At 56.0% G+C, this 21,727-nt stretch carries 19 protein-coding genes; 6 read left to right on the top strand and 13 right to left on the bottom strand.

What is annotated here, in order from left to right; translation table 11 throughout:
* Nucleotides 1-63: 63 nt before the first annotated feature.
* From BXP70_RS17630 to BXP70_RS17595, 8 genes are all read right to left on the bottom strand, one after another.
* Nucleotides 64-411, bottom strand: coding sequence for a nuclear transport factor 2 family protein (locus BXP70_RS17630; protein ID WP_086595423.1), 348 nt, complete (start codon nucleotides 409-411; stop codon nucleotides 64-66).
* A 394-nt stretch (nucleotides 412-805) separates the two neighbouring features.
* Entirely contained in the window at nucleotides 806-1,585 is a 780-nt protein-coding gene (locus tag BXP70_RS17625; RefSeq protein WP_086595422.1) for an SDR family NAD(P)-dependent oxidoreductase, read from the bottom strand.
* A 321-nt stretch (nucleotides 1,586-1,906) separates the two neighbouring features.
* Nucleotides 1,907-2,818 carry a helix-turn-helix domain-containing protein gene (locus BXP70_RS17620; RefSeq protein WP_086595421.1) on the bottom strand — a complete coding sequence of 304 codons (912 nt, stop codon included), beginning with the start codon at nucleotides 2,816-2,818 and terminating at the stop codon, nucleotides 1,907-1,909.
* An 841-nt stretch (nucleotides 2,819-3,659) separates the two neighbouring features.
* The gene (locus BXP70_RS17615; RefSeq protein WP_143436551.1) at nucleotides 3,660-5,978 is read right to left on the bottom strand and encodes a TonB-dependent receptor; all 2,319 of its coding nucleotides are present in this window, start codon (nucleotides 5,976-5,978) and stop codon (nucleotides 3,660-3,662) included.
* A 172-nt stretch (nucleotides 5,979-6,150) separates the two neighbouring features.
* Nucleotides 6,151-6,531, bottom strand: coding sequence for a hypothetical protein (locus tag BXP70_RS17610; protein WP_086595419.1), 381 nt, complete (start codon nucleotides 6,529-6,531; stop codon nucleotides 6,151-6,153).
* Between the two features lie 765 nt (nucleotides 6,532-7,296).
* The gene (locus BXP70_RS17605; RefSeq protein ID WP_218779810.1) at nucleotides 7,297-9,360 is read right to left on the bottom strand and encodes a hypothetical protein; all 2,064 of its coding nucleotides are present in this window, start codon (nucleotides 9,358-9,360) and stop codon (nucleotides 7,297-7,299) included.
* A 391-nt stretch (nucleotides 9,361-9,751) separates the two neighbouring features.
* Nucleotides 9,752-10,255, bottom strand: coding sequence for a cupin domain-containing protein (locus BXP70_RS17600; protein WP_086595418.1), 504 nt, complete (start codon nucleotides 10,253-10,255; stop codon nucleotides 9,752-9,754).
* A gap of 182 nt (nucleotides 10,256-10,437) precedes the next feature.
* Nucleotides 10,438-10,839: a DUF4267 domain-containing protein gene (locus tag BXP70_RS17595; protein WP_086595417.1), complete on the bottom strand. Its 402-nt coding sequence runs from the start codon at nucleotides 10,837-10,839 to the stop codon at nucleotides 10,438-10,440.
* Between the two features lie 456 nt (nucleotides 10,840-11,295).
* Between BXP70_RS17595 and BXP70_RS17590 the strand changes: the two genes are divergently transcribed.
* The gene (locus tag BXP70_RS17590) at nucleotides 11,296-11,859 is read left to right on the top strand and encodes a Crp/Fnr family transcriptional regulator (RefSeq protein ID WP_086595416.1); all 564 of its coding nucleotides are present in this window, start codon (nucleotides 11,296-11,298) and stop codon (nucleotides 11,857-11,859) included.
* Nucleotides 11,860-11,945: 86 nt separating this feature from the next.
* Here the strand turns inward: BXP70_RS17590 and BXP70_RS17585 are convergent, their stop codons facing one another.
* The 3 genes from BXP70_RS17585 to BXP70_RS17575 form a co-directional block, all read right to left on the bottom strand.
* Nucleotides 11,946-12,266 carry a putative quinol monooxygenase gene (locus BXP70_RS17585; protein WP_218779809.1) on the bottom strand — a complete coding sequence of 107 codons (321 nt, stop codon included), beginning with the start codon at nucleotides 12,264-12,266 and terminating at the stop codon, nucleotides 11,946-11,948.
* Between the two features lie 81 nt (nucleotides 12,267-12,347).
* Nucleotides 12,348-13,067, bottom strand: a complete 720-nt coding sequence (locus tag BXP70_RS17580; RefSeq protein ID WP_086595414.1) for a type 1 glutamine amidotransferase domain-containing protein — start codon at nucleotides 13,065-13,067, stop codon at nucleotides 12,348-12,350.
* A gap of 512 nt (nucleotides 13,068-13,579) precedes the next feature.
* On the bottom strand, nucleotides 13,580-14,392 hold the full coding sequence (locus BXP70_RS17575; RefSeq protein ID WP_086595413.1) for an alpha/beta fold hydrolase: 813 nt from the start codon (nucleotides 14,390-14,392) through the stop codon (nucleotides 13,580-13,582).
* A gap of 833 nt (nucleotides 14,393-15,225) precedes the next feature.
* Between BXP70_RS17575 and BXP70_RS17565 the strand changes: the two genes are divergently transcribed.
* Together BXP70_RS17565 and BXP70_RS17560 are read left to right on the top strand one after the other, a co-directional pair.
* Nucleotides 15,226-15,561: a YbaB/EbfC family nucleoid-associated protein gene (locus tag BXP70_RS17565; RefSeq protein WP_086595411.1), complete on the top strand. Its 336-nt coding sequence runs from the start codon at nucleotides 15,226-15,228 to the stop codon at nucleotides 15,559-15,561.
* A complete protein-coding gene (locus BXP70_RS17560; protein WP_245849670.1) occupies nucleotides 15,551-16,639 on the top strand; it encodes a glycosyltransferase family 2 protein in 1,089 nt (362 codons plus the stop codon). Before BXP70_RS17565 ends, BXP70_RS17560 begins: the two co-directional genes overlap by 11 nt.
* 7 nt (nucleotides 16,640-16,646) lie before the next feature.
* On the opposite strand, the gene BXP70_RS31065 is transcribed toward BXP70_RS17560, so the two are convergent.
* On the bottom strand, nucleotides 16,647-16,865 hold the full coding sequence (locus BXP70_RS31065) for a PspC domain-containing protein (protein ID WP_086595410.1): 219 nt from the start codon (nucleotides 16,863-16,865) through the stop codon (nucleotides 16,647-16,649).
* Between the two features lie 164 nt (nucleotides 16,866-17,029).
* Here BXP70_RS31065 and BXP70_RS17550 point away from each other — a divergent pair, with 164 nt between their 5' ends.
* From BXP70_RS17550 to BXP70_RS17540, 3 genes are all read left to right on the top strand, one after another.
* Nucleotides 17,030-18,838 (top strand): tetratricopeptide repeat protein, encoded by a 1,809-nt coding sequence (locus BXP70_RS17550; RefSeq protein ID WP_143436550.1) that lies wholly within the window; start codon nucleotides 17,030-17,032, stop codon nucleotides 18,836-18,838.
* Nucleotides 18,839-19,174: 336 nt separating this feature from the next.
* Complete coding sequence (locus BXP70_RS17545; RefSeq protein WP_086595408.1) at nucleotides 19,175-20,158, top strand: pyruvate dehydrogenase complex E1 component subunit beta; 984 nt, start codon at nucleotides 19,175-19,177, stop codon at nucleotides 20,156-20,158.
* Nucleotides 20,159-20,457: 299 nt separating this feature from the next.
* Nucleotides 20,458-21,000 (top strand): DinB family protein, encoded by a 543-nt coding sequence (locus BXP70_RS17540; RefSeq protein ID WP_086595407.1) that lies wholly within the window; start codon nucleotides 20,458-20,460, stop codon nucleotides 20,998-21,000.
* A gap of 62 nt (nucleotides 21,001-21,062) precedes the next feature.
* Here BXP70_RS17540 and BXP70_RS17535 read toward each other — a convergent pair whose 3' ends face one another.
* Complete coding sequence (locus BXP70_RS17535; protein WP_086595406.1) at nucleotides 21,063-21,515, bottom strand: acyl-CoA thioesterase; 453 nt, start codon at nucleotides 21,513-21,515, stop codon at nucleotides 21,063-21,065.
* Nucleotides 21,516-21,727 lie beyond the last annotated feature (212 nt).

Raw genomic sequence — 21,727 nt, 5'->3', positions numbered from 1 at the left:
TTTTCAGCGCTGACTCCGTTGCCTCTATGTCGATAAGGTAGAGTAGCTAGGTCGTGGTGTGAGCTAAGGCGTGATAACGAAAGCCGTTAATTCGGCCATTTTACCCTCGTGAAATCGCCAGACGTCGCAATACAGATGCTCCGTTTCATTACCGCTGTCATCCGGCAGCGTAATCGTGCCGAGCGCCGTGACGAAATCATCCTCGGCAATGAAGCGCTCAACCAGAAACTGCGGCGGCTTTTTGTACGCGGTGGCCATCCATTTCCGAACGGCTTCTTTGCCCTGTAGTGTTTGTTCGCCCACAAAGGTCCATTTTGTGTCGTCGGTGCAGTGCGCCAAGAATCCCTCATAGTCGCCGGCCGTGATGGCTGCGTTTGCCTTTTCTAGGATCATTTTGTTTTCTTTCTGCATAGAAGTATCAATGATTGTATGAACTAGAAGGGGGTACTACGGAAATAGAGCAACTTTTGCTCTACCCAGGTCTCCCCGATAGAGAGCAAGCTAGCCAGTAAGAGGCCACTCCACAACGCCCATAGATGCGCCTGTTCACGTGGTGCCCCCAGTTCTGGCAGCAGTGCGGTTCTTTGAGCTAAGTGTGACTCCCGTTGACTGTACAGTCCGCTTTCGCCGCGCCCATGCTTTGCTGAAGCCCTTGGGACTGCTCGCCGACTGCCAACAGTCCCAAGGGCGTACCACTCCGTGGGCTCTATGCGCCACGCCCTGCTATATTCAACAGGGGGGCAGGTTGTCCGGCCAGTACAAGCACTGAGCAACTGCGTAGCTAGTGTCAGTTGAAGCGCAATGGCTAGGCCACTGTCATAGGCGTGATGCGATTCAGCGCGCTGCCGTAGTCAACCAGCACCGCCTCGCCGTTGGGTAGCTCGGTGCGGCCTTCCAAAATGTCGACGGTGGCGCGGGCCAAGTCCTCGGGCGTGACCAACTGCTGGCTGGGATTGATGGCCGCCGCGTAGCGAGCCTTGGCCGCCGGGTCGCGGTCCGTCTGGCGGTCGGCCATCGGCGTATCCGTCATCCAAGGGCAAACGGCGTACACGCGTAGGTGCTGGTCGGCGTAGCCTGCGGCCGCCGCGCGCGTTAGGCTGAGCACAGCCGCCTTGCTGGCGCCGTAGGCGGCCGCTTCCAGAATAGGATTGGTCGTTCCCACGAATGAGCCGATGTTGATAATAACGCCGCGCTGCTGGCGCACCATGACGGGCGCGGCGTGCTTGATGGCCAGGAATACACCTTTCACATTAATGGCGAGTACCTGGTCGAGCAGGTCTGCTGTCGTGCCTTCAAAGCCGCCCATCCCCGCTTCGATGCCCGCGTTGTTGATGAGGTAGTCGAGGCGGCCGTAGCGGTCCACGGTGGTAGCTATCAGCTGCTGAACGTCGCCTTCCTGGCTAACATCCGTGGCCACAAATAACGTGTTGCTGCCGAGGGCGGCTGCGGCCTCTTCGCCGCGCTGCTGGTCGCGGCCGGCAATGATGACGGCTGCACCGGCGGCGACCAGGGCTTGGGCAATGGCCCGGCCGATGCCGGTGGCGCCGCCCGTGACGATGGCGACTTTCTGTGTGTTGGTTGACATAAGCTAGGGGGTTAAGAAGGAGATTATGAGAGCGGCGCGGTGAACGTTCTATCCACTCGCTTAAAGAATTTGTTAGTGAATGGGGAGTGCTCACGCCTAGATCGGCTACTACCTAGCTCGCGCTATCAGGACCATGTCGAGCGAGGTGGAAGCACGTAGTGTCCGCCAACCAGGAGAATCCTAGGCATGCCCTAGGACGGATGGTTTCGGTGCGGTAAGTGGGATAACTCGTCCCGACCAACGGGACGTGCGGAGCGCGCAACAGCAGCCCCAGCCGAAGCGCCCGCTAAGTACCCCGCCGTGGGTTAAGAGCCAAGGACTTTAGTTTAGCCAATGCGCTTTGCGGTAGTCGAGTGGCGATAGGTTTGTTTTCGCCTTAAACAATCGGGTAAAAGATTGCAGGTGATTGAAGCCTAGCAGAAAGGCGACTTCACTGACTGTTAGGTCACTCGTTACCAGAATTGCTTTTGCTTTTTCCAGCAGGTGGTAATGAATGTGTTGTTGCGCGTTCTGGCCGGTCAAGCTCCGGAGCATGCTGCTCAGGTAATTAGGTGACATAGCCAACTGCTCGGCCACGTAGTGAACCGTAGGCGGGCCTGACTCGGTTAACTGCTCGCTGTCAAGATAGGCCGATAGCAACGCCTCCAACTTTTCCAGTAGCGTGTGGTGCACCACTTGCCGCGTCAGGAATTGGCGGTTATAAAACCGCTGGCAGTAATTGAGCAGCAGTTGAATGTGCGAGATAATGATGGTGTAGCTGAACGCATCGATGCCCGCGCGGTATTCCTGCTGTAATGTTTGGATGATAAAATCAACAACCTGCTCCTCTTTTTCCGATAAGTGAAGTGCCTCATTCACAGCATAGGAGAAAAATTCATACTCCTTAATGCTCTTGCCTAATGAAGAACTCGTGATAAAATCAGGGTGCACAACCAACCACCACCCGGCCAGCTGCAAATCGTCAACGATATCGGTGGTCACTACCTGGCCCGGTGAGAAAAACGTCATGATTCCTTCGTCGAAATCATACGAATTTTGCCCATACCTCATTTTGCCCTGAAAATTCTTCTTGAGCGCAATGCAGTAAAAATCGTATACCACGCTGCGCAGCTTCTCTTCAGAAAAGCATTTGGTTTTGGCAAAATCAATAACGCTTATCAGCGGATGCTCTGGCTTGCCTAGTTCTAAGAGCCGATGCAACTCCGATATGGACTGGATGGTGTAAGGCTTCATAGAGCTAGTTGGTTTGCATATCCACTTTGCCGTGGGTCTGTGATACGGTTACGTTTAAGAGAGGCTCTGACTCTTGTTACACAACTTGATAGCCATAAGGCTAGCTTGTACTCATCCCGATCGTGAGATTGGTCTTGCCGTGCGTTTTGGTTGGCTAGCCTCCATACTGCTGAGTAGTTGATCAATCGCGCTTTTTTGTGTTCTGCACCCTGTCTGTTGCTTTAGCACGCCGTAGGTGTTGCAAAGGTCCAATGACCAGCGAGAGCCGCTTTAACAAAAACGGGGAATGTTTTAACCAAAACCACACTTCCACGTCACCCTGATTGAAACCAGTGTTGCTTTCTAGGCAAGCAAAAGCAATACAGCTTTCAGGTGTCGGCGGCGCAATGCATGCTAGCGGCGGGGCATACCTAACAGTCTACCAAGTTTTTGCGACGCAGTTTATGTTCGTCGAATTACACACCGGTTGCGTGATGAACCGCTTACTGCAACGGGTTGTCGGCGCTTTTTTAGAGTAAGTAGCCATGAGGGCTGGACGACACAAAATAGACGCTAGTACAGGCAAGAACAAGCCGCCACTGAGTTGGTATCATGTAGAAGGATAAGCTGTAACGAGGCTGCCTACTTCGCTTCGACAGTCCTAGCTGTGGCTTACGCAGTCCAACAGAATGGTCAGACTTGGCAGCATCAGCGAGTCAACCGGTTTCGCAATTTGTCTTACGCAAACTCGCATTCGGTTGACTCGCTACCTGCGATAGGCGTGCAGTTTCATTATGCTCTTAAGTTTTAGACTACAGGAGCTAACAAAACCCTACTATCCTACATCCATGTTTGCAGGTGGCTAGAAGCTAGCAGTGGCCGTAACACCCCACAAGCGGGGTGTATTGAGCAGAAATACGCCCGTGGCCCAGGTCCGGTATTTGACCTCTGTTAGGTTACGTCCCCACACGGCCAACTCATAGGTTTTGTATTTGAGGCCTGCCCGGGCATTAAATACATGGTAGGGTGATTGCCGGATGGCGTTGTCAAAATTGAGAAAGTAGGCGGCCGAATAGCGGTGCTCGCCCCGCACAAACGCGCTCAAGGGTCCCACCAGCGGACGGCCATATTGTAGCGCTAGAAACGAGGCCGCGGCGGGGTTGAACAGGGGCTTATTGCCAGCTAGGTCTTGGTTGAGGCCGGCCACTACTGTCGTCAGCCGCTCGTACTCGGCCCGGCTCAGGCTCGCGGCCCACTCCGCTTGCAAGCCCTTTACGGGCACGGCCATCACTTCTAGCTCCGCCCCTAGGTTGTGCATGTCGCCAGCGTTGCGGGTCAGGAAAAAGGAGTTCTCAATCACCGTCACCTGCTGGTCGCGCTGTTGCAGGTAGAAGCCCGTCAGGTTCAGCCGAAGCTGGTCATGGAACAGCGTATTTTTTATTCCGACCTCGTAGTTATTGGAATGCTCCGGACCCACCGCCACGTCCGCCGCGGTGGGCGCAAACAGATTGAGGCCGCCAGCCCGGAAGCCGCGCGCGTAACTGGCATAGACCAACGTATTCTCCGTGGCTTGGAAGCTGAGCACACCCTTGGGCGTGAATGCCCCAAATCGGGTTTCAAAAGTAGTTAGCGGAAACACTTGGCTTTCCGTGCCATTGGGAGCTACCGTGCGGCGCGACTGCGCCAATTCGCGTTGCTCCCGGTCGTAGCGCAGGCCGGCCGTGGCCGTCAGCCTGGGCGTGAGCCGGTAGGCGCCTTGACCGAAAAAAGCTAGCCCCCGGTTGTCGGAATGGCTGCTGCGGTAGAACGTGGACGCTGGTCCCGTGGCCGGCGTCCGAAACTGTACGAACTCGTTGCTCCCGTTCGGGGCCGTCCACAGGAACGTGCCGGCGGTCCAACTAAAGGGTCCGGTTAGGGCGGGGTTAGAGGCTAGGCGTAGCTCTTGGGTGAAGGTGCGCACCCGGTCATCGCTGAGTGCTTTGGTTAAGTCGGCGGCCGTATAATCCCCGTCCAGATACTCCGGGAACCCCTTTTTGTAATCCTGAAAGGCACTGATAGATGTGAAGACCACCGGCCGCGTTTCGTATTTCACCTGCACGGAGGCATTTACATTGTTGCGTCGCTCCCGGTTCGAGACGCTACGGCCAATGACGTAGGGGTGAGCGAACAGTTCTTGGTCGGTGGCTACCCACGGGTAGGCCCCTAGGTCATCGTTGCGCTCGAAACGCCCAATCAGTTCCACACTCAAGGCGGCCGTGGGTAGGTACCGCAGGTTCACATTGCCCGCGATGCTCTGGGGCCGGTCAAACGCTTGGCCCGTGGCTGCGTTGGTGTAAATGCCGCGCCGCTGGCTAAACAAACCCGACACGCCCACAAAGAGCTTGTCGGGAACAAGCGGGGTGCTGAACGCCACGTTGTAGCGCTGCTGGGCGTAGTTGCCCACGTCCACTTGAGCAAAACCCTCCGGCCGGTTCGTGGGCTTTTTGGTGATGATGTTGATGACGCCCCCAAAGGCGTTGCGGCCGTAAAGTGTGCCTTGTGGCCCGCGCAGCACCTCGATGCGGGCCACGTTGTTGAATTGCAGCGGCACGGAAAAGCCCTCAAACTGATACACCCCGTCGATGTAGGTGGCCACGGCCGTTTGGCTGTGCAGCCCCATCGTGCCCCGGATGTTGAGAAACAACGAGCTGGTGCTGCCCCCGTGCTCTACGGTTTGCAGGCTCGGGGCCAGCGCACCTAGGTCGCTAAACGACCACACCCGGTAGTCTTGCAGCTGGCGGGCGCTGAGGACACTAACAGCCGTGGGCGTGCGCTGCACGTCGGCTTCAGTCCGCTCGGCCGTTACCACTACCTCGTCCAGGGCCCGGCCCTGCTCTTGCAGCGTGAAGGCGAGCGACGCGTTGCCGGCTTCAGCCACGGCCACTGGCCTAATAATGAGGGCGTAGCCCACCGCCCGAACGGTTAGTTGGTAGGTGCCCGTGGGCAGGGTGAGGCGAAACGTACCTGCCGCGTCGGCCACGGCCGCTTGCGGCTGGTTGAGCACCCCCACAGTGGCGAAAGGAACGGGTTGGCCATCGGCAGCCGTCACGGTGCCCTTCAAGGTACCGACGGAGGTTTGGGTTTGGGCTTGCGCCGGCGCTAGGAGCACCAGCCAGGTAAGTAGAAAGACAATAAGTCGCATGAAGTAAAAGAGCAAGGACAAGGGTAGCTCAGGCAGAGCCAGCCTTGGATTTAGCAGAGAAAGGAAGAAAAAAGCGTAGCCGCTTGCCCGTGGACCGGCCACAAGGGCCCGCGCTAGCAGCTAGCCTCAAAGCCACGCTGCCGCGTCGGCGGCTATTCATTCCAAACGAAGGCTAAATCAGTCCTTGCGGGGGACGAAAAACGCCCCTCAGGCCTACCTTGGGTACCTGCAAGGCCAACAACTGATACTGACGCACCGCAACAACTGGATAAGTTAGCGGGCGAGGTGGCACGGGCGAGCCCATACCTAGGAGCAGCATCTCCAACTGCTCTTTTAAATGATTGGGCAATTGCTTTTCGCGCTCCTGCTGCTGCCGGAGTTGCTTGGCAAAGTAGCATTTGCCGTTGCAGTGCATAGCAGGCTTGGCCTTGTTCACGCAAAAGCGCGCCGTGATAGTGGCTTGATTCAGCGCATAGTCCACCACCAGCACCTCACGGCTGAAGGTTTGAAGCAGCACCAGAGCTACTAGGACGTAGGCTAAGCAGGCTTTCACGGGGTATTTAAAGGCTGGTAAAAGTACGCGGGAAGCCGGAAAAGCAACGTACTACGATTACTGAGCATATAACTCTATTCACCTAGGTCTACTTGCCAAACCATGTGCTCAGTGGCAAATGGTTAGCAGGGCCCTGCAGCGCCTGAGCAACACGTCCAGTTGCGTGGCCTCCACTAGTGTCGTGTCGGGGTAACAGGCGAAGCCCTTGCACGTCGGTTACGGGCTCCAGCGTTTTCTAAAGAGTTAAAAAACGAGAGTTGAGCACGCCTGAAAGATCCTTAAAAGTACTAGTGAACTTGCACTGATCTAAACCGTAGAAAATCAGGTCTCCAAGTAGCAAGGCGTACTGCTTGGAGATAATCGGTGCCTGTATTTCGTTTTTGTACTAGGACAATATAAAATATGATGCAGTACAAACATACAATGTTTGCCGATATGTCCCAAGAGCCGCCATTGAAAATTTGCCTACTCTGCCGCCGAACAGCCGAAAGGTAGCAGAGGCGAACAGCTACCCACGGGATGAACTCCAGCTATGGACCTAGGAGCAAATAAGAACCCCATCGCAACCGTTCAAAGGCACTGCTTGCAAGCGGAGGCAGTATGCCGATAGGCGACGGGATCCAATGGTAGCATACCGCCACCGCGAGTGGCCTGCCTTGGCCCCACACCAGCTCAACATGAGGTAGATAAGTTTGCTGGTGCAACGCTTAGTGATGCAATCTTCCGTGCGCTTTACACGGTACTGTCTATTCGGCGAAACCAGGTTTATTTTAACTGCACCGCAACAATGGTGTTATTGCTTACCGTCCGTTGTAGGACAACCTGGCCCTGGCGGACGACCGTCACCTGGAGCTTCTCCCGGCTCCTGCGCAGGCTCACGTCGAAGGTCGTATTGAACGCTTTGATGTTGTTGATAGTCATATCGCTCCATGAACTTGGTAAGTTAGGGCGTAGAGTGAAGGAGTGAAACCCCGTCGGTTCGAGGCCTAGGATGCCTTCGGTGAAGATGCGGCAATACAAGGCACTTTCGGCCGAGAGGTGGGCCATACCGTTCTCCGGCCAGGCTTCCACGGCATAGGGGACGCGAAAACCAGTTAAGCGCGTGGTGACGTAGGACGTTAAGCGTTCCAAGGCCTGATCGGCGGCGCCCGCTTTGAATGCGCCTCGAAAGGCATAAAGGCTGCCCCGGTCCCAAAACACGGGCGGCGAGCTCGCACCGGGTTTGAGCTCGGTCAGCACGCCATTGGCCGACCACAACTTGTCGAACAAGGCTGCTAGCGTGCCGGCTTTGCGTTGGTATAAGCCCACGACCAAGGGCAGGCAGATCCAACTTCTCAGCGTCGTGTTCTCTTTGTAGTATTTGTACGTGTGCAGACCGTCCATCTCCGCCCCGAAATACTCATCAATCGCCGTTGCTAGGCGCTTGGCCCGTTGGTGATAGGTCGCGCTCACGGAAGCCGGCTGGTGCATGGCCTGCGCTAGGCGAGCCGCTTGCAAGAGTGCCCCATAGTACAAGCACGAAGTGGCAAGATTAGCCGAACCGGCCGGAAACCGGCCTTCTAGCTCATCACTCTCCGAGGCTACTACGCCCGCCGCCGTGGTCCGCTGACGGCAGTAAGCTAGGCACCAGGTGATCAAGGGCCAGAGCTCCTTGCTTTTTTGCGCATCTCCAGAGGCGAGCAGAAAGTGCGTGGCCCCAAAGGCAATCATGGCCGCGTCGCCGCGGTCACGCTCCCCGAAGGGAAAGGTGACATCCATTTCAAACGAAGCCCAGATCTTCCCTCCGTCTTTGGGCAGGTTGCGCTGAAAGATACGGTAGGCGTTTAGTGCAGCCTGTAGGCCGGTTTGATAGCCCAGATATGGAAAAAAAGGCCCACTGTATTCGGCCTGATCGTTGGCCCAAATCCCGACATAATAATTGCCGCCGCCCGGGGAATGAACCAGCCCGTAGCGGGAACGAAAAATGCTTTCCGCGGCCCGGATCTTGGAGAAGTAGAATAAGGTATTCAGGACTGGGTCCGGCGAGTGCAGCTGCAGATTCACGGCGATGCTGTCCAGGAATGTATCGCGGCTGCGTTCGATGGCGGCCACGGAAACGGTGGGCGCCGCTTCTTCGTTGAGCGTCGCCAGGAAGTAAACGCCAAAGTCATAGTGCGCACCTGGTGGCAAGGTGACGCTACGCTGAGCATCGGTGAAGACCCGGCGGTGGTACGTGCCGTGCCAGCCCTGCTCGGTCTGTTGAAGTTCGGTGGCTCCAATGCCGACTATGCGGAGCGTCTTGCCGGTGTTCAGCAAGGTCCACTTTTCCACTAGGCACCGCTCGTGCATGGAGGGGAAAAACGAACGGACCAGGGTGAGGCCATCTTTCTCCCGAAAATAAAAGGTGATCTTGCCCTTGATGCGAACCGAATCCAGCACGCCGGATTCATACTTTTTGTCAGCTAGGGTCAGGACGGGCAACAGGTCATCGCGGTAGTCATCGCGCAGATACGCGCGGTAAAGGGACTCGTTCGATTTAGTGAATTTGCGCAGTTGCGGGAAGATAATGTCGCGAGTAATGTGTACTTGCTTGGCCTGATCGACTTGGTAGCGGATGATGGCGGCGATTTGCGTGCCCGCGAGTTCGATATTGTCGTCATGCGGCAGCCTGGTTTCCCGGGTCAAGTCCCACGTGATGCTATTGTCTTTGTTGGGATGCCAGTACAGCTCTTGTTGATGCCGAAAGTCTTGCGCTTGACTTTGGGTGGTACAACCGCTGGCGAAAACTATTACTAGGATGGCGATCCAGGCTTTCGTGAGCAGCCCATAGGTTGAAGAAGTCCACGTCATCGGTTGTTGGGATGCTAGTTGTCGCCTCAAGGTACATGAGGAGAACTTGTACCGCTTAGCCGAGCAGCAACTCCAGTAAAAAGTCCGGCCACTGCGCCAGCTAGGGACAAGTGCCCTGCAGCCAGCGCAACAGTATGATCTTCCCAAAATCATCTAGCCCCATAACTCTGAATGATGCACCTGTCGGGCCTGCTACCTAGGTAAGTACCCGCAGGGAGCAGCCAGATTGGGAGGAAGGTGCGCAAAGCGGAGACACATCCTGAGCATGCTCCTAAAACTAGGGACGCGAGGGTCAGTTCGGGTACGCTACCAAGCTACAAATCCCATTCATTGCATAGAAGCGGGTCGAAAATCAGACTTTCACGAAATGTCTTACCGCGCAACCCGCTCGCTAGCCCTTTTTGGCAAAATAATCGGGTGGGAACACCTCTTGGCCATACTGCTTGGCTAGCGCACCAATGCGCTGCTGCTGTTCGGGCGTAGGTGGCGTGTTGGCCAACGGCTGCCCGGCCACGATTGGCTGGCCAACTGTCAGGAAAAAGGTATCGAGGCCGGCTGGGGCGACTACGCAGAGCATATGCGCCGGGGCCGTGCTCTCATTGGTAAAATTATGAACCGCGCCACCCAGTGGAATAGTGACAACCGCCCCTTTTTTGGCCACATAGGTTTGAGTTTCGGAGCGCACAACTACTTCGCCTTCCATAACATAGAAGGTTTCTTGAATGGTAGGGTGCGCATGCGGCACCGGGCCACTATGGGGCGGCACCAGCATATCGATGATGGCGTAGGCCTGGTTGGTCTGGTCGCCGGAGACCACAACGCGGTAGGTGCCGCCTGCTTGCGACACAGTCGGACCGGCTTGGGGGTCGAGGGTACTGATGGAAGTAGGGCGCATAAACGTAGGCGTAAGAGGGTAAGTGTAAGCAACTAGCTATTAAGGAACACCAGGCTACTGGCTGGCTACTTGGCAGCCGAAATCAGTTGTTTAAGTAAGGTTTCAATACCATAGCAGAGGACGCCGACCCGCCAGGAGGGCCAAAGAGGCATAAGGCGCGTCCGAGTAAGCTGAGCGAGGGGTCACGCTTTCCCGGAGGGTACGGGAGCAGACCGGCTGAATAGAGAGGCCGCTCCGCTTAGTAGCAGACCTATGGCTAGCAGGTGCGGCAGCTCCAAGGCTAGCGAGGCGGTAGGCTGGGCCCGCACAATGGCTAGGTCCACGCAGGGAATGAGCGCGCCCAGCAGCATGACCCATGCCAAGGGCCGGTCGTAGCCGAAGGCGGAAAAGGCAACCAGCAGCAGGCCCGAAAACACGTCCCGGATGCCTTTGGCGTAGTGGAAAGCGTACTGCGTGTCCGTGGGCGGCAAGAATACGCCAAAGCCTTCGGCCCCCGCCCGGGGAGCTAGCAAAAAGCGCAGGCCGATAAACACCATGCCTAGGCCAAGGAGCAGCCCGAGGCTGCGGGAGAGCGTGCGACGCATAGCAGAGAGAAGGTTGGTACGGCACAAAGGTGCAGCTGGGCCCACCTCTGAGTCATTCACCTAAGTGCATAAATGCGCCGCCTACACGCTTTGCCGTCTTGAAGGAAATGAAGCAGTAGCGTTGGTGCTATTCCCGCCGACGTAGCTTTCGTCAACTCTACCGACGCATATGACGCCACTGTGGTAGAGCCAGCCTTGACATCGCGCCCATACCCGATATGTGGGATGACCCACACGGTGGCGGCGTGTTTTCTGAAGCAGGCTACGGCTAACATTCGCGCCCCACCTAGCCACGTCATACTGGCGACGCAGTTGGTGCCCTAAAGCCAGCAGGAAGCGGTATTTTGAAGGGGCCTGCTTACCTTTTGGGCCCCGCTGTTCACCTCACTTAACGGCGGCTCATGGTAAGGAGCTCATACCCACTACGTCGGTACCTGAGCTAACGCAACAGCTAGCATGCTACACCCGCTCCGGCAACACATCGAACAAATTACGCCGCTTTCCGATAAAGAATTCGAGTACATTCTATCTCATTTCACCCGTAAAAAGGTTCGTCGCCATCAATTCCTGATTGAGGAAGCAGAATTGGTTCCGTACGAATTCTTTGTCGTTCAAGGTTGTCTGAAAGCCTTCCATACCGACCGAAATGGGAAAGAGCACATCATCCAGTTTGCCTTGGAGGGCTGGTGGATCAGCGACTACCAGGCGTTTTTTAACCAGGGCCCGGCGACCATGCTGCTCAGCAGTTTAGAAGAGGGGGAGCTACTCACCATTTCGCTCGCCAACCGCAATAAGCTCTGCGCGGAAATGCATAAGATCGAGCACTTCTTCCGCCTGAAAATCACGGCGGGCTTTATTGCCATGCAGCAACGCATTCTGGCTGGCATGAACCTCAGCGTGCAGGAACGGTACGAAAAGCTGCTCAAGCTGTACCCCGATCTAGCTCAGCGCGTGCCGAAACAGGATATCGCGGCGTATTTGGGGGTAAGCCGGGAAACGCTGAGCCGCCTTCGCTCCTAAACACTTCTGCTAGGCAACGCCCCTCACCCACCAGGGGTGCTAGCTACCGGTAGCTAGCACCCAACCCGCCGCCTGAAAAGACCTGCTTAAAAGCGGGAATTGACTACTTCAGCTAGGGGGTTGACAGCTACTACTTCGCGGGAGAGCAGCAGCGGAACGATGGTTTGCAGCACAATCTGTTGGAAATACTCCGTTTCCCGGTGGGCTGTTGCCGCGGCGGGGCTGGCGTATACTTCGTAGAGGTAGATTAGGTCCGGCTGCGCGGTACTGACGTGGGGCTGATAATAGAGGCAGCCTGGCTCGGTCCGGCTATGCGCCACGAGTTGCGTGAGGGCTTGGCGAACCGCTTCTTCCTGCCCCGGCTGAACCTGCCACTTAACCATCAAAAACACTTTATTCTCTTCCATGTGCTTGAGCATGTGATTTTACTGAATAAAGACGAAGGAGCGCCCTTCTTAGCAAACGGCACTCCTTCCGTCGTACCTAGGTTAGTTATTTGCGGAAACAGCCGTTTGCGCCTTGCTGGCGGGAGCCGTCGTCGGATTTGCTTCCAGCAGCTTGATCATATCGAGGGCCACAGCCGACGCCGAGGCTGGATTTTGGCCGGTTACTAGCCGGCCGTCGACCACGCTCAGGGGTTGCCAGGGCGTTACGTCGGTGAAGGCCGCGCCTTGTTCCCGAAGGGCTGTTTCCAACAAGAACGGTACGTCTTCAATGGCGTAGCCTTTTTCTTCCTCGTCCGTGAAGGCAGAAATCTTCTTGCCGTCGACTAGGTAGTTGCCGTTGGAGAGTTTCGCATGGAGCAGGGCCACAGGGCCATGGCACACGGCCCCCAGCACTTGGCCGCGCTCATAAACTTCCACCACCGTTTTTTTCACCAAGGGGTCCTGGGCAAGGTCTACCATCGGACCTAGCCCGCCGGGAATGAACACTGCATCGTAGCGGCTCGCGTCTACTTCGCTCAGCTTTTGGCTGTTGTTGAGACGCGCAAAGCCTTTGCCATCCAAAAATTCCTTCTGTAGTGGGTCGCTGGCGTCGTAGCCGTCGGCGGGAGGCGTTCCGCCCTTAAGCGTCGCAAAATCGACGGTGTAGCCTTGTGCGATGAACTCGTGGTACGGATGAGCCACTTCCGGAAAAAAGTAGCCGGTTTTGCGGTTTTTGGGGCCAATTTCGGCCGTGTTGGTGACGATAAAAAGAATGTGTTTCATCTGATGTAGGGAATGAAGAGTAGTTAATTTCTTACTTGTTTGTGCGTGAACGATGCTTGCCCTAATAGGCCAATGGCGGCCAAGAGCAGGAGGATCTTGGAAAAGTCTCTCATAACACCTGAAAGGGGTTGAGATACTACTCAGGCAATAAGTGTCTTCTCGGAAGCTAGGGGAACAACCTTTGCCAGAATGGAAACCAAATCGCCAGCCCGGCTCGACCGCTGAGCTAGGCTTTTCGGAAGGAAAGACAGCGGCCCTTGTTGCTGGTTGATAAGACAAAGTTGGGCGCTTGCTTAGGGCTGACGAAGGAGGCAAATCACAAAAGGACTGTGATGTAGGTCACACCCACGGGCCGCGTGCGTCCTGAGAACCGGGGCTGCGTCGGTGCCCGGCGTGCTAGGTGGCGACCCGGTGTAGCGGAGGTGCGGGCTGGCTATTATCACTGCCAGATAAATGACTTAATCAGTAGGTAGCAGGCCAGTTGGTTGCGCGTTGGGCAGGAATAAGCCAGCTTATTTGACGACCACTTTTTCGGCTGCTTCACTGATAAAGGCGGCTACTTTGGCCGGCTGCGAGAGCATAGGCACATGGCTACTTTTGAGCACCAACGTGGTGGCGTTGATGCGCTTGGCCAGCATGCGCTCTAGGTCGGGGTTGATCATGTGGTCCTCACTGGCGACGATGTACCAAGAAGGCTTGGTTTTCCAGGCCGGCGTCGAAATTTTGTCTTTCGTCGGGGCAGAGCTAGCCCACGGTCCTTGCGTGGCGTAGATGAGTTCCCTTTCAGCTAGCGGCAGGTCCTGGGCGAAATCGTTTAGGGTTCCTTCGTGCGTGAGGCTCAAAAAGCCGGCTGCATCGGGCTTAAAGGAATTGGCCCCAAGTGGAGGCGCTGCGGCTTGAGTCATATCGACGAAGGTTTGGCCGGCCTCGGGAGCAGCGGCGGCTACGTAGACCAGGCCGGCCACCTGCGCGTCGTTGCCGGCTTCGGTGATGACGGAGCCGCCCCACGAGTGCCCGACAAGAAGCACCGGGCCATTTTGCAACGCGATGGTGCGCTTGGTTGCTGCCACATCATCAGCCAGCGAAGTAAGTGGGTTCTGCACCGCCGTTACGTGGTAGCCCTTGGCTTCCAGCAGGGGAATAACTTTAGCCCAGCTAGAGCCGTCAGCAAAGGCCCCGTGGACTAGCACGATGTTCTTAACACCGGTGCCTGCGGGCGGTGCGGTGATGGTTGCTACGGATGGTGCGGCAGCCGGATTTAGGACAGACAGCGTTAGTGGTAGAGCAGCAAGTGCTGCTAGTGCGATTTGGGGGAAAGCAAGCATAGGGTTGAGGAGTAGAAGTGCCTAACTGGCTATGCAAAGGTGGCCCTTCGGTGCAGGGCCGCGAAGGAGCTAGGTCACAAAATGCCTGTGATGCATGTCACATGGCGCGTTAGGAGTGTGCTTCCAGAAAAGGAGAGTACCCCTGGCGGAACGGGTATCTTTTTTGGGTAATTTACCCAACGAAGGAGGGCTAGCAGTCCTTTATGGTGCCTGGTGCTCGCAGCTGTCTTGCTTCGGAAAAGCTGTCAAGTTTTTTACTTGAACACTGTCCATCAGTTCGGGTACAGCTCCCATCACAGTTGTTTACTTTATCGGTTCTACTGGGAAACGCTAGCCATGGCAAAAGCAAATCAACTACTGACTCACAGCACGCCATTGGCTTTATCGGGGTCTATCTTGAAGAATATGAACCGCAGTGCAGGATCGTGCTAGCTACGGGGCGAGCAGTTGCTGCCTGCATTGGCGCGCAGCGTACGCACCTGTGGCTCACTACGCTCAAGCTCTGCCGGCAGTTCTATCAGGCCTATTCCACGTTGCTCACCCATTCAGAAGTAAGTATCCAGCTGCCTTATCGCTGATCTTGCCTGTAACTGGATCAAAGTATTTAGGCAAAGTCTTGACCTCAGTTGAGAGCGGGAAGTCGCTACCTTTGTGAGATGGGCTAACACAGACAATATGATCCGTTTCACCGCTCTTTCTAAGGAAATAAGATAGTCTCGCCATTGTAGTGGGATTGACAGGCTATTTTCATGCAAGACACGGCTGTACGGTTTACGTGTTAGCATTAAGTTCCAAAACCTCATTTAAACGCTGCTAGGGCAGTATTTTGACTTATGTTTGATATGATGGGCATGATGGGCAAGGTGAAAGAGCTGCAAGAGAAAATGCAGCAGGCCCAGAGCGAAATGCAATACATTACCGCCACGGCTGAGTCGGGCGGCGGCTTGGTGAAAGCCACGGCCAACGGCGAGCGGCGCCTGCTGAAGCTCGAAATCGACGATTCGTTGCTCACGCCCCAAGACCGCGACATGCTCGCTGACTTGGTCGTGGCCGCCGTCAACAAAGCCACCCAGGAAGCCGGTGAGAAAGCCCGTGAAGCCATGAAAAGCAAAACCGCCGGCCTGATGCCCAACCTACCGGGCCTCGACCTAGGTAGCTTTGGCCTCTAATACCGGCGCGGTGGACTGCACCGACGTTGCCATTGTCATTATGAATTGGAATGGACAGGAGCTGCTGCGGCAGTTCCTGCCTTCCGTGCTTGCTTATGCCGACGGCGCCCGCGTCATCGTCGCCGATAATGCGTCGACGGATGACTCGGTGGGCGTGCTGCGACGTGAGTTTCCCGGCGTCGAGCTAATTCAACATGCCGAAAACCTAGGTTTCTGCGAAGGTTACAACCACGCGCTGCGTCAGGTGGATGCGGCTTACTATGTGCTGCTTAATTCAGACGTGGCCGTGACGCCTGGCTGGCTTCAGCCCCTGCGGGCGCTTTTCGCCGAGCGCCCGCACCTAGCCGCCTGCCAGCCTAAGATACGGTCGTATGCCGAGCCAGCCAAGTTTGAGTACGCCGGCGCCGGTGGGGGCTACCTCGATAAGCTTGGGTACCCTTTCTGCCGTGGCCGCCTCTTCGACACGCTCGAACCCGACACTGGCCAGTACGACGACGCCCAGCCGGTAGCTTGGGCGACAGGCGCATGCATGGTAGTTCGCGCGGCAGCCTGGCACGCGCTGGGCGGTTTAGAAAAGGCATTTTTTGCCCATATGGAAGAAATCGACCTATGCTGGCGCTTCTGGAATGCGGGCTACGAGGTGTGGTACCAGGGCGGCAGCACGGTGTACCACGTGGGGGGGGGCACCCTGCCCAAATCGAACCCACGCAAAACCTATCTCAACTTCCGCAATGGACTAGCGCTGGTGTATAAGAATCTGCCGAAGTCCGAGTTAGCGCGCGTGCTGATTACCCGTGTGGCGCTAGATTGGGTAGCGGCAGTCCGCTTTCTGGCCCAAGGCGCCACAGCCGATGCCCGCGCCATCTTGCGCGCCCACCGCGACTTTCTGCACCATCGATTGTATTGGAAACAGCGCCGCCAACAAGCGCATCCTATGTTGGGCGTGACCGAGCGGCCGGGCACTTACCCAGGTAGCCTTGTATGGGCGTATTTTGTGCAAGGCAAGCATACTTTCCCTGCATTGGGCATCCCGTCAGCGTTGGCTAAACAAAGTCAACAGCCAGGGGCCAACCGCTAACGACTCCTTACAAATCCCAGACGGTGTTGCGCTGCCGACGCATGGCCCGGCGCACGTTCAGCCAGAACGCCAGTGCGAAGTACAGCACCACAGGTGAGCCGAACGTGAAGAAAGAGGCATAAATAAAGGAGAGCCGCACGCTGCTAGAGGAGAACCCCAACCGGTTTCCCAGAGTATCGCAGACGCCAAAACTCTGCTTCTCGATGAAATCAGTTATCCGCTTCATATTTCTCCTTTCCAGATAATTAGCTCAATTCAAGCACCTTAAAATAAAACAAAACCTAGCAGCTCACAAGCACATCAGCAGCAAATCACGCTAATTTTCCCTTTTGGAACGCAGCTTTGCGTTTGTTCTTCCGATATTCCGCGCCGCTCGCCTGTTTGTTACCTATGAAAATTGTTTTGTGCCGGTGGTCTTCGGCGCTGGTTCTCTTCGCTTCTAGTACGCTTACGAGTTGTACGTTGCCGCACATGCTCAAGGTTGCGGAGGCGGGCCGCCAAGTAAGCGTCCAACCGACGGTGCTGGATAGCAACGGCGAGAACGTGCTGTTTGAAGTAACGGCGCGCGTGCCCGTCAAGCACTTGCATCGTGGCCAGGCGTACCGCCTCAATCTGCGTTACCGCTATAATAATGGCCTGAACGAAGACACCGTGGGCCGCATGGCCTTCCTTTCCGGCGAGTACGTGTACGACCCCGACCACAAGAATCAGCTCGTTATCACCAAGCAATTTTCTTTTCCTTACCTGCCAGCGAAAAGTCCGGGCCTGCTCGTGGCGACGCCCGAAGTGTATAAGCTAGGCAATGAAAGCCAGCGCCGTCGGGCGCCGGAAATCACTCTGGCCCGCGGCATCGTGACGACGGGGCGCCTAGTGGTGCGCCAGGATACGACCATCCAGATCATCCCGATTAGCGTCAGCAACGTCATGAGTGGCACCCGCGTGCTGCCGTTTTTCTTCGATGCAGGGCAGTCAGCTATCCGCAACTACCTAGGTACTAATGTGGCCGCCTTGGAAGACTTTATCGATGCCAACCAGCACACCGAGAAGGTGATGGTGGTGGCCGGTCACTCACCCGACTCTCTTGATATGCGCGACCCGCGCCTGTCCGACAAGCGCGTGCAGGCTCTGCTGCGTTACTACAAGAAGCGCGTGGATGGCTACTCCTATCTGAACTCGGTGCGCAGCATCAAGTTTGAAACCGCAGCTTATCACCGGCGCTGGGACTTGTTTCTGAATAAAGTGCAGGCCTCGGCCCTGAAGCCCGATCAGATTGATTCGGTGCTGTACCTCATCAACGATACGCCCGGCACTTTCGCCCAAAAAGAACGGCAGCTGCGTACCCTTTCTTTCTACGACTACCTGGAGCAGTACATCTACCCGGTGATGCGCTTCGGCACAGTGGCGGTGAAATACACTGCCCCCAAACGCTACGACTCGGAGATTTATCTGCTTTCCAAAAAGATTGTAGAAAAGCAGACTGAAGCCGACGCCCTTACCCCCGAGGAATTGCGCTACTCGGCCCAACTTACGCCACTGCTGGCCGAGAAGCAGCGCATCTACGAAACCTCCGTAGCGACGACGGGCCGCTGGGAAGCATATTATAACCTAGGGGTCGTGCTACAGCAGCGCTCCGAGAAGGAAGTAAATCCTAAAGTAGAGCGCGCCTATCTGCGCCGTGCCGCCACCAACTTTGTGCTGGCCGCCCACCGCAACCCCACAGCCGCCGTGTTCTACCGCGCTGCCAATGCCTACCACCGCGCCGGCGACCAACTCGAAGCCCTGCAGAACTACGACTACGCCATCAAGCTAGGGGGGCCGCGCCGCGTGCTCTACAAAGTATTCGCTGACAAAGCCGCCCTCGAAATAGAAATCGGCCAGCTAGACGATGCCCTGAGTAGCCTCAGCTACAGCAACAAAACCTACCAGAACCTCATGAACCGGGCACTGGTGCACCTGCTAAAAGGCGACCACGCCGGCGCCACGGTGCTCTATTACGAGGCCTTGCAGCTCAAGCCCAACGATGCCCTCTCCTACTACTGTCAGGCTGTGGTGGCGGCTCGCACCAAGAACGAGACGTTATTGGGTCAGCAGCTCCGCCACGCCGTGGAGCTAGACCGGAGCTTCGCCAATCGCGCCGTAGAGGATCTAGAGTTCCGGGAATATGCAGGGGGTAAGACGTTTTTGGAAGCCTTGCGGTAAGGCGAGTTCCTGATTTTCTCCAGCTGAGTGCACCTAGGCTAGGTCGTGTTTATAGTTTGATTATCAGAATTAGGAACTTGCAGCCCCTTGTGGCGCGGCCATACACATCGCTAGAATGCATCCTAGCTTCAGCCAGCCCCCGCAGCCCCTCCTCACAACAACGTGTAAATCCGGCTGGGCAAACAAGGGCGCTTACTCTCAGTGGTTTCGTTTTGCAACCACGACGTTCTGAAAGGAGGGTTTGCCCATCCGGGCCAAGCGTTGTAGCTTTACGGGCCGGTTTGCGCCGGCTTTTCTTCTTTCTGAGTTTATCGATTTCTCTGTCAACCAATACCTATGCGGACCATCCAATTCCGGGAAGCCTTGCGTGAAGCCCTGTCCGAAGAAATGCGGCGCGATGAGCGCATTTTCCTGATGGGCGAAGAAGTGGCCGAGTACAACGGCGCCTACAAAGTAAGCCAGGGCATGCTCGACGAGTTCGGCGCGAAGCGCGTAATTGACACCCCGATTGCGGAGCTAGGCTTCGCAGGTATCGGCGTGGGCGCGGCCATGAACGGCTTGATTCCGGTTATCGAGTTCATGACCTTCAACTTCTCGTTGGTAGCCATCGACCAGGTAATCAACGCGGCTGCGAAGATCTATTCCATGTCGGGCGGCCAGTACTCCTGCCCCATCGTATTCCGCGGCCCAACCGGCAACGCGGGTATGCTCAGCTCGCAGCACTCCCAGAACTTTGAGAACTGGTACGCCAACTGCCCCGGTCTGAAAGTAGTTGTTCCCTCCAACCCGTACGACGCAAAAGGTCTGCTCAAGAGCGCCATCCGCGACCCTGATCCGGTGATCTTCATGGAGTCGGAGCTGATGTACGGCGACAAAGGCGAAGTGCCAGAAGAAGAGTACTTGCTCGAAATTGGCAAAGCCAACGTGGTGCGCCAAGGCAAAGACGTAACGCTGGTGAGCTTTGGCAAAATGATGAAAGTGGTGTATGCTGCTGCCGACGAGCTAGCCAAAGAAGGCATCGAAGCCGAAGTAATCGACCTGCGCTCGGTGCGTCCCATCGACTACGACACGCTGGTGGAGTCGGTGAAGAAAACCAACCGCATGGTGATTGTGGAAGAAGCGTGGCCACTAGCTAGCATTAGCTCGGAGCTAGGTTATATCGTTCAGCGCCGTGCTTTCGATTACCTCGATGCGCCCGTAGAGCGTATCACTTGCGCCGACGTGCCGCTGCCCTACGCACCTACCCTCATCGAAGCGTCGCTGCCCAACGTAGCTCGCACTGTGAAAGCCGTGAAGGGTGTATTGTATCAGAAAGCCTAGGTTTAGGCTTTGTATGTTTTGTAAAAGAGCCGCTCCTATTTGGGGCGGCTCTTTTATTTTGGGCTGTGGCGTTGTTTAGCAGAGGCTAAAAAGGACGACAGGCGTAGAAATTCTACGTGTAACTATTGTCTCCTGACGCCCAAAAAATCTCAACCATAATCCGGCGCTAAGCTATACCAAACGCAAGATTCCAGTTTGGCGCGAAGCATGCCATACGAAGCTCAGCCAAAAAGCTTATTGACACGTTCAAGTACAAACGGTCGAGTTACTCCTCTCCCACCCTACTCCGCCCTGCACCCATGAATCACCGCTTGCACATCCGTTTCGAACAGCTCGAACGAGCTACTACACACCTACTTCAGACGGCCGCCGCGCTCGGAGATAAAGACCATCAAACACCAGGACCCAACCAGTGGTCGGCGGCGCAGGTAGTGCAGCACTTGGTGCTAGCTGAAACCAGTATCGAGCAATATCTAGAGAAGAAAGTACTGCAAGAAGAAGGACACGCGCACGCTGGCCTTGGGGCCTTTTTGCGCTTTAGTTTACTTCGCACGCTGATGCGCATTCCTTTTCTCCGCTTCAAAGCACCGAAACGGCTGGCCCAGATGATGCCTACTGAAATACCGGCCATCAGCCAGCTCCAAATGGAGTGGGCCAGCGTGCGACGCCGCCTAGAGCAACTCCTGAATGAATTTCCGTCGAAGCTGCTGAACCGAGCTATTTTCCGGCACCCGCGCTCTGGCATGCTCAACATCTATCAAACCCTCGACTTCATGGTCGACCATGTGCTACGCCACCAACGGCAGTTGGAGCGCATTACGCGGGCGTTGCAAAGCATATAAGAACGAGCAGTAGCTGAGAAGTGCGGGGGGCTATTACAACTCGTTCTAAGCTACTGCGTCATTCAGCTATTCTTTACAATATCCGCGTACGTCTCGTGACGCGGCAGCTGCTTCATGGCTTCTGTTAGCTCGGCGGGTGGCAGCGTTAGTTTACGCAGGCGCAGATCCATCCAGGCGCCGTCGACGGTGATAGTAGCGGCTGGCCGTCCGTCGGCCTTGAAGATGGTGTGCACGATGCGCCACCGTGAGCCGTCTTCGCTGAGCCCAGCCAGCTCCCCTCTCACCCGGATCACTTCACTCAAGCCAATTTCCTTCAGGAATCGCGTGTCCTCGCGAAACAGGATAGGGCCAATAGCTAGCTTGGCGAACGTCTGCATGGGAAAGCCGTGCTCGGCTAGGTACTCTAGGCGAAGTTGCGCGGCGTAGTCTGTATAGGCAGAGTGACGCATATGCACGTTCGGGTCCATATCGGCCCAGCGTGCGGTATATATTCTCTCGAAAGGTTCTGGCTGCATTCAGAAAAGAAAGGAGTTAATTAATTAGCATAGATCAGTCGGCCAACTAGTTAGGAACCAATGTGCCTGCTTATACCATGTACTGTTTTGTGCTCTTTTATTACTTGGATCTGACTTTGGTATACTCAATACACTCTTCAAAGCAGCCTAGCTACGCCGCTCGTGCCCAAAACGCACAATTGATCTAGCACTTAAATGTAGCCGCAGTTTAC

Origin of the sequence: Hymenobacter crusticola (assembly GCF_002154225.1) — a bacterium.
GTDB lineage: Bacteria > Bacteroidota > Bacteroidia > Cytophagales > Hymenobacteraceae > Hymenobacter > Hymenobacter crusticola.
Note: the sequence above shows the minus strand (reverse complement) of the source record. Positions and strands in the feature narration are given on the sequence as shown.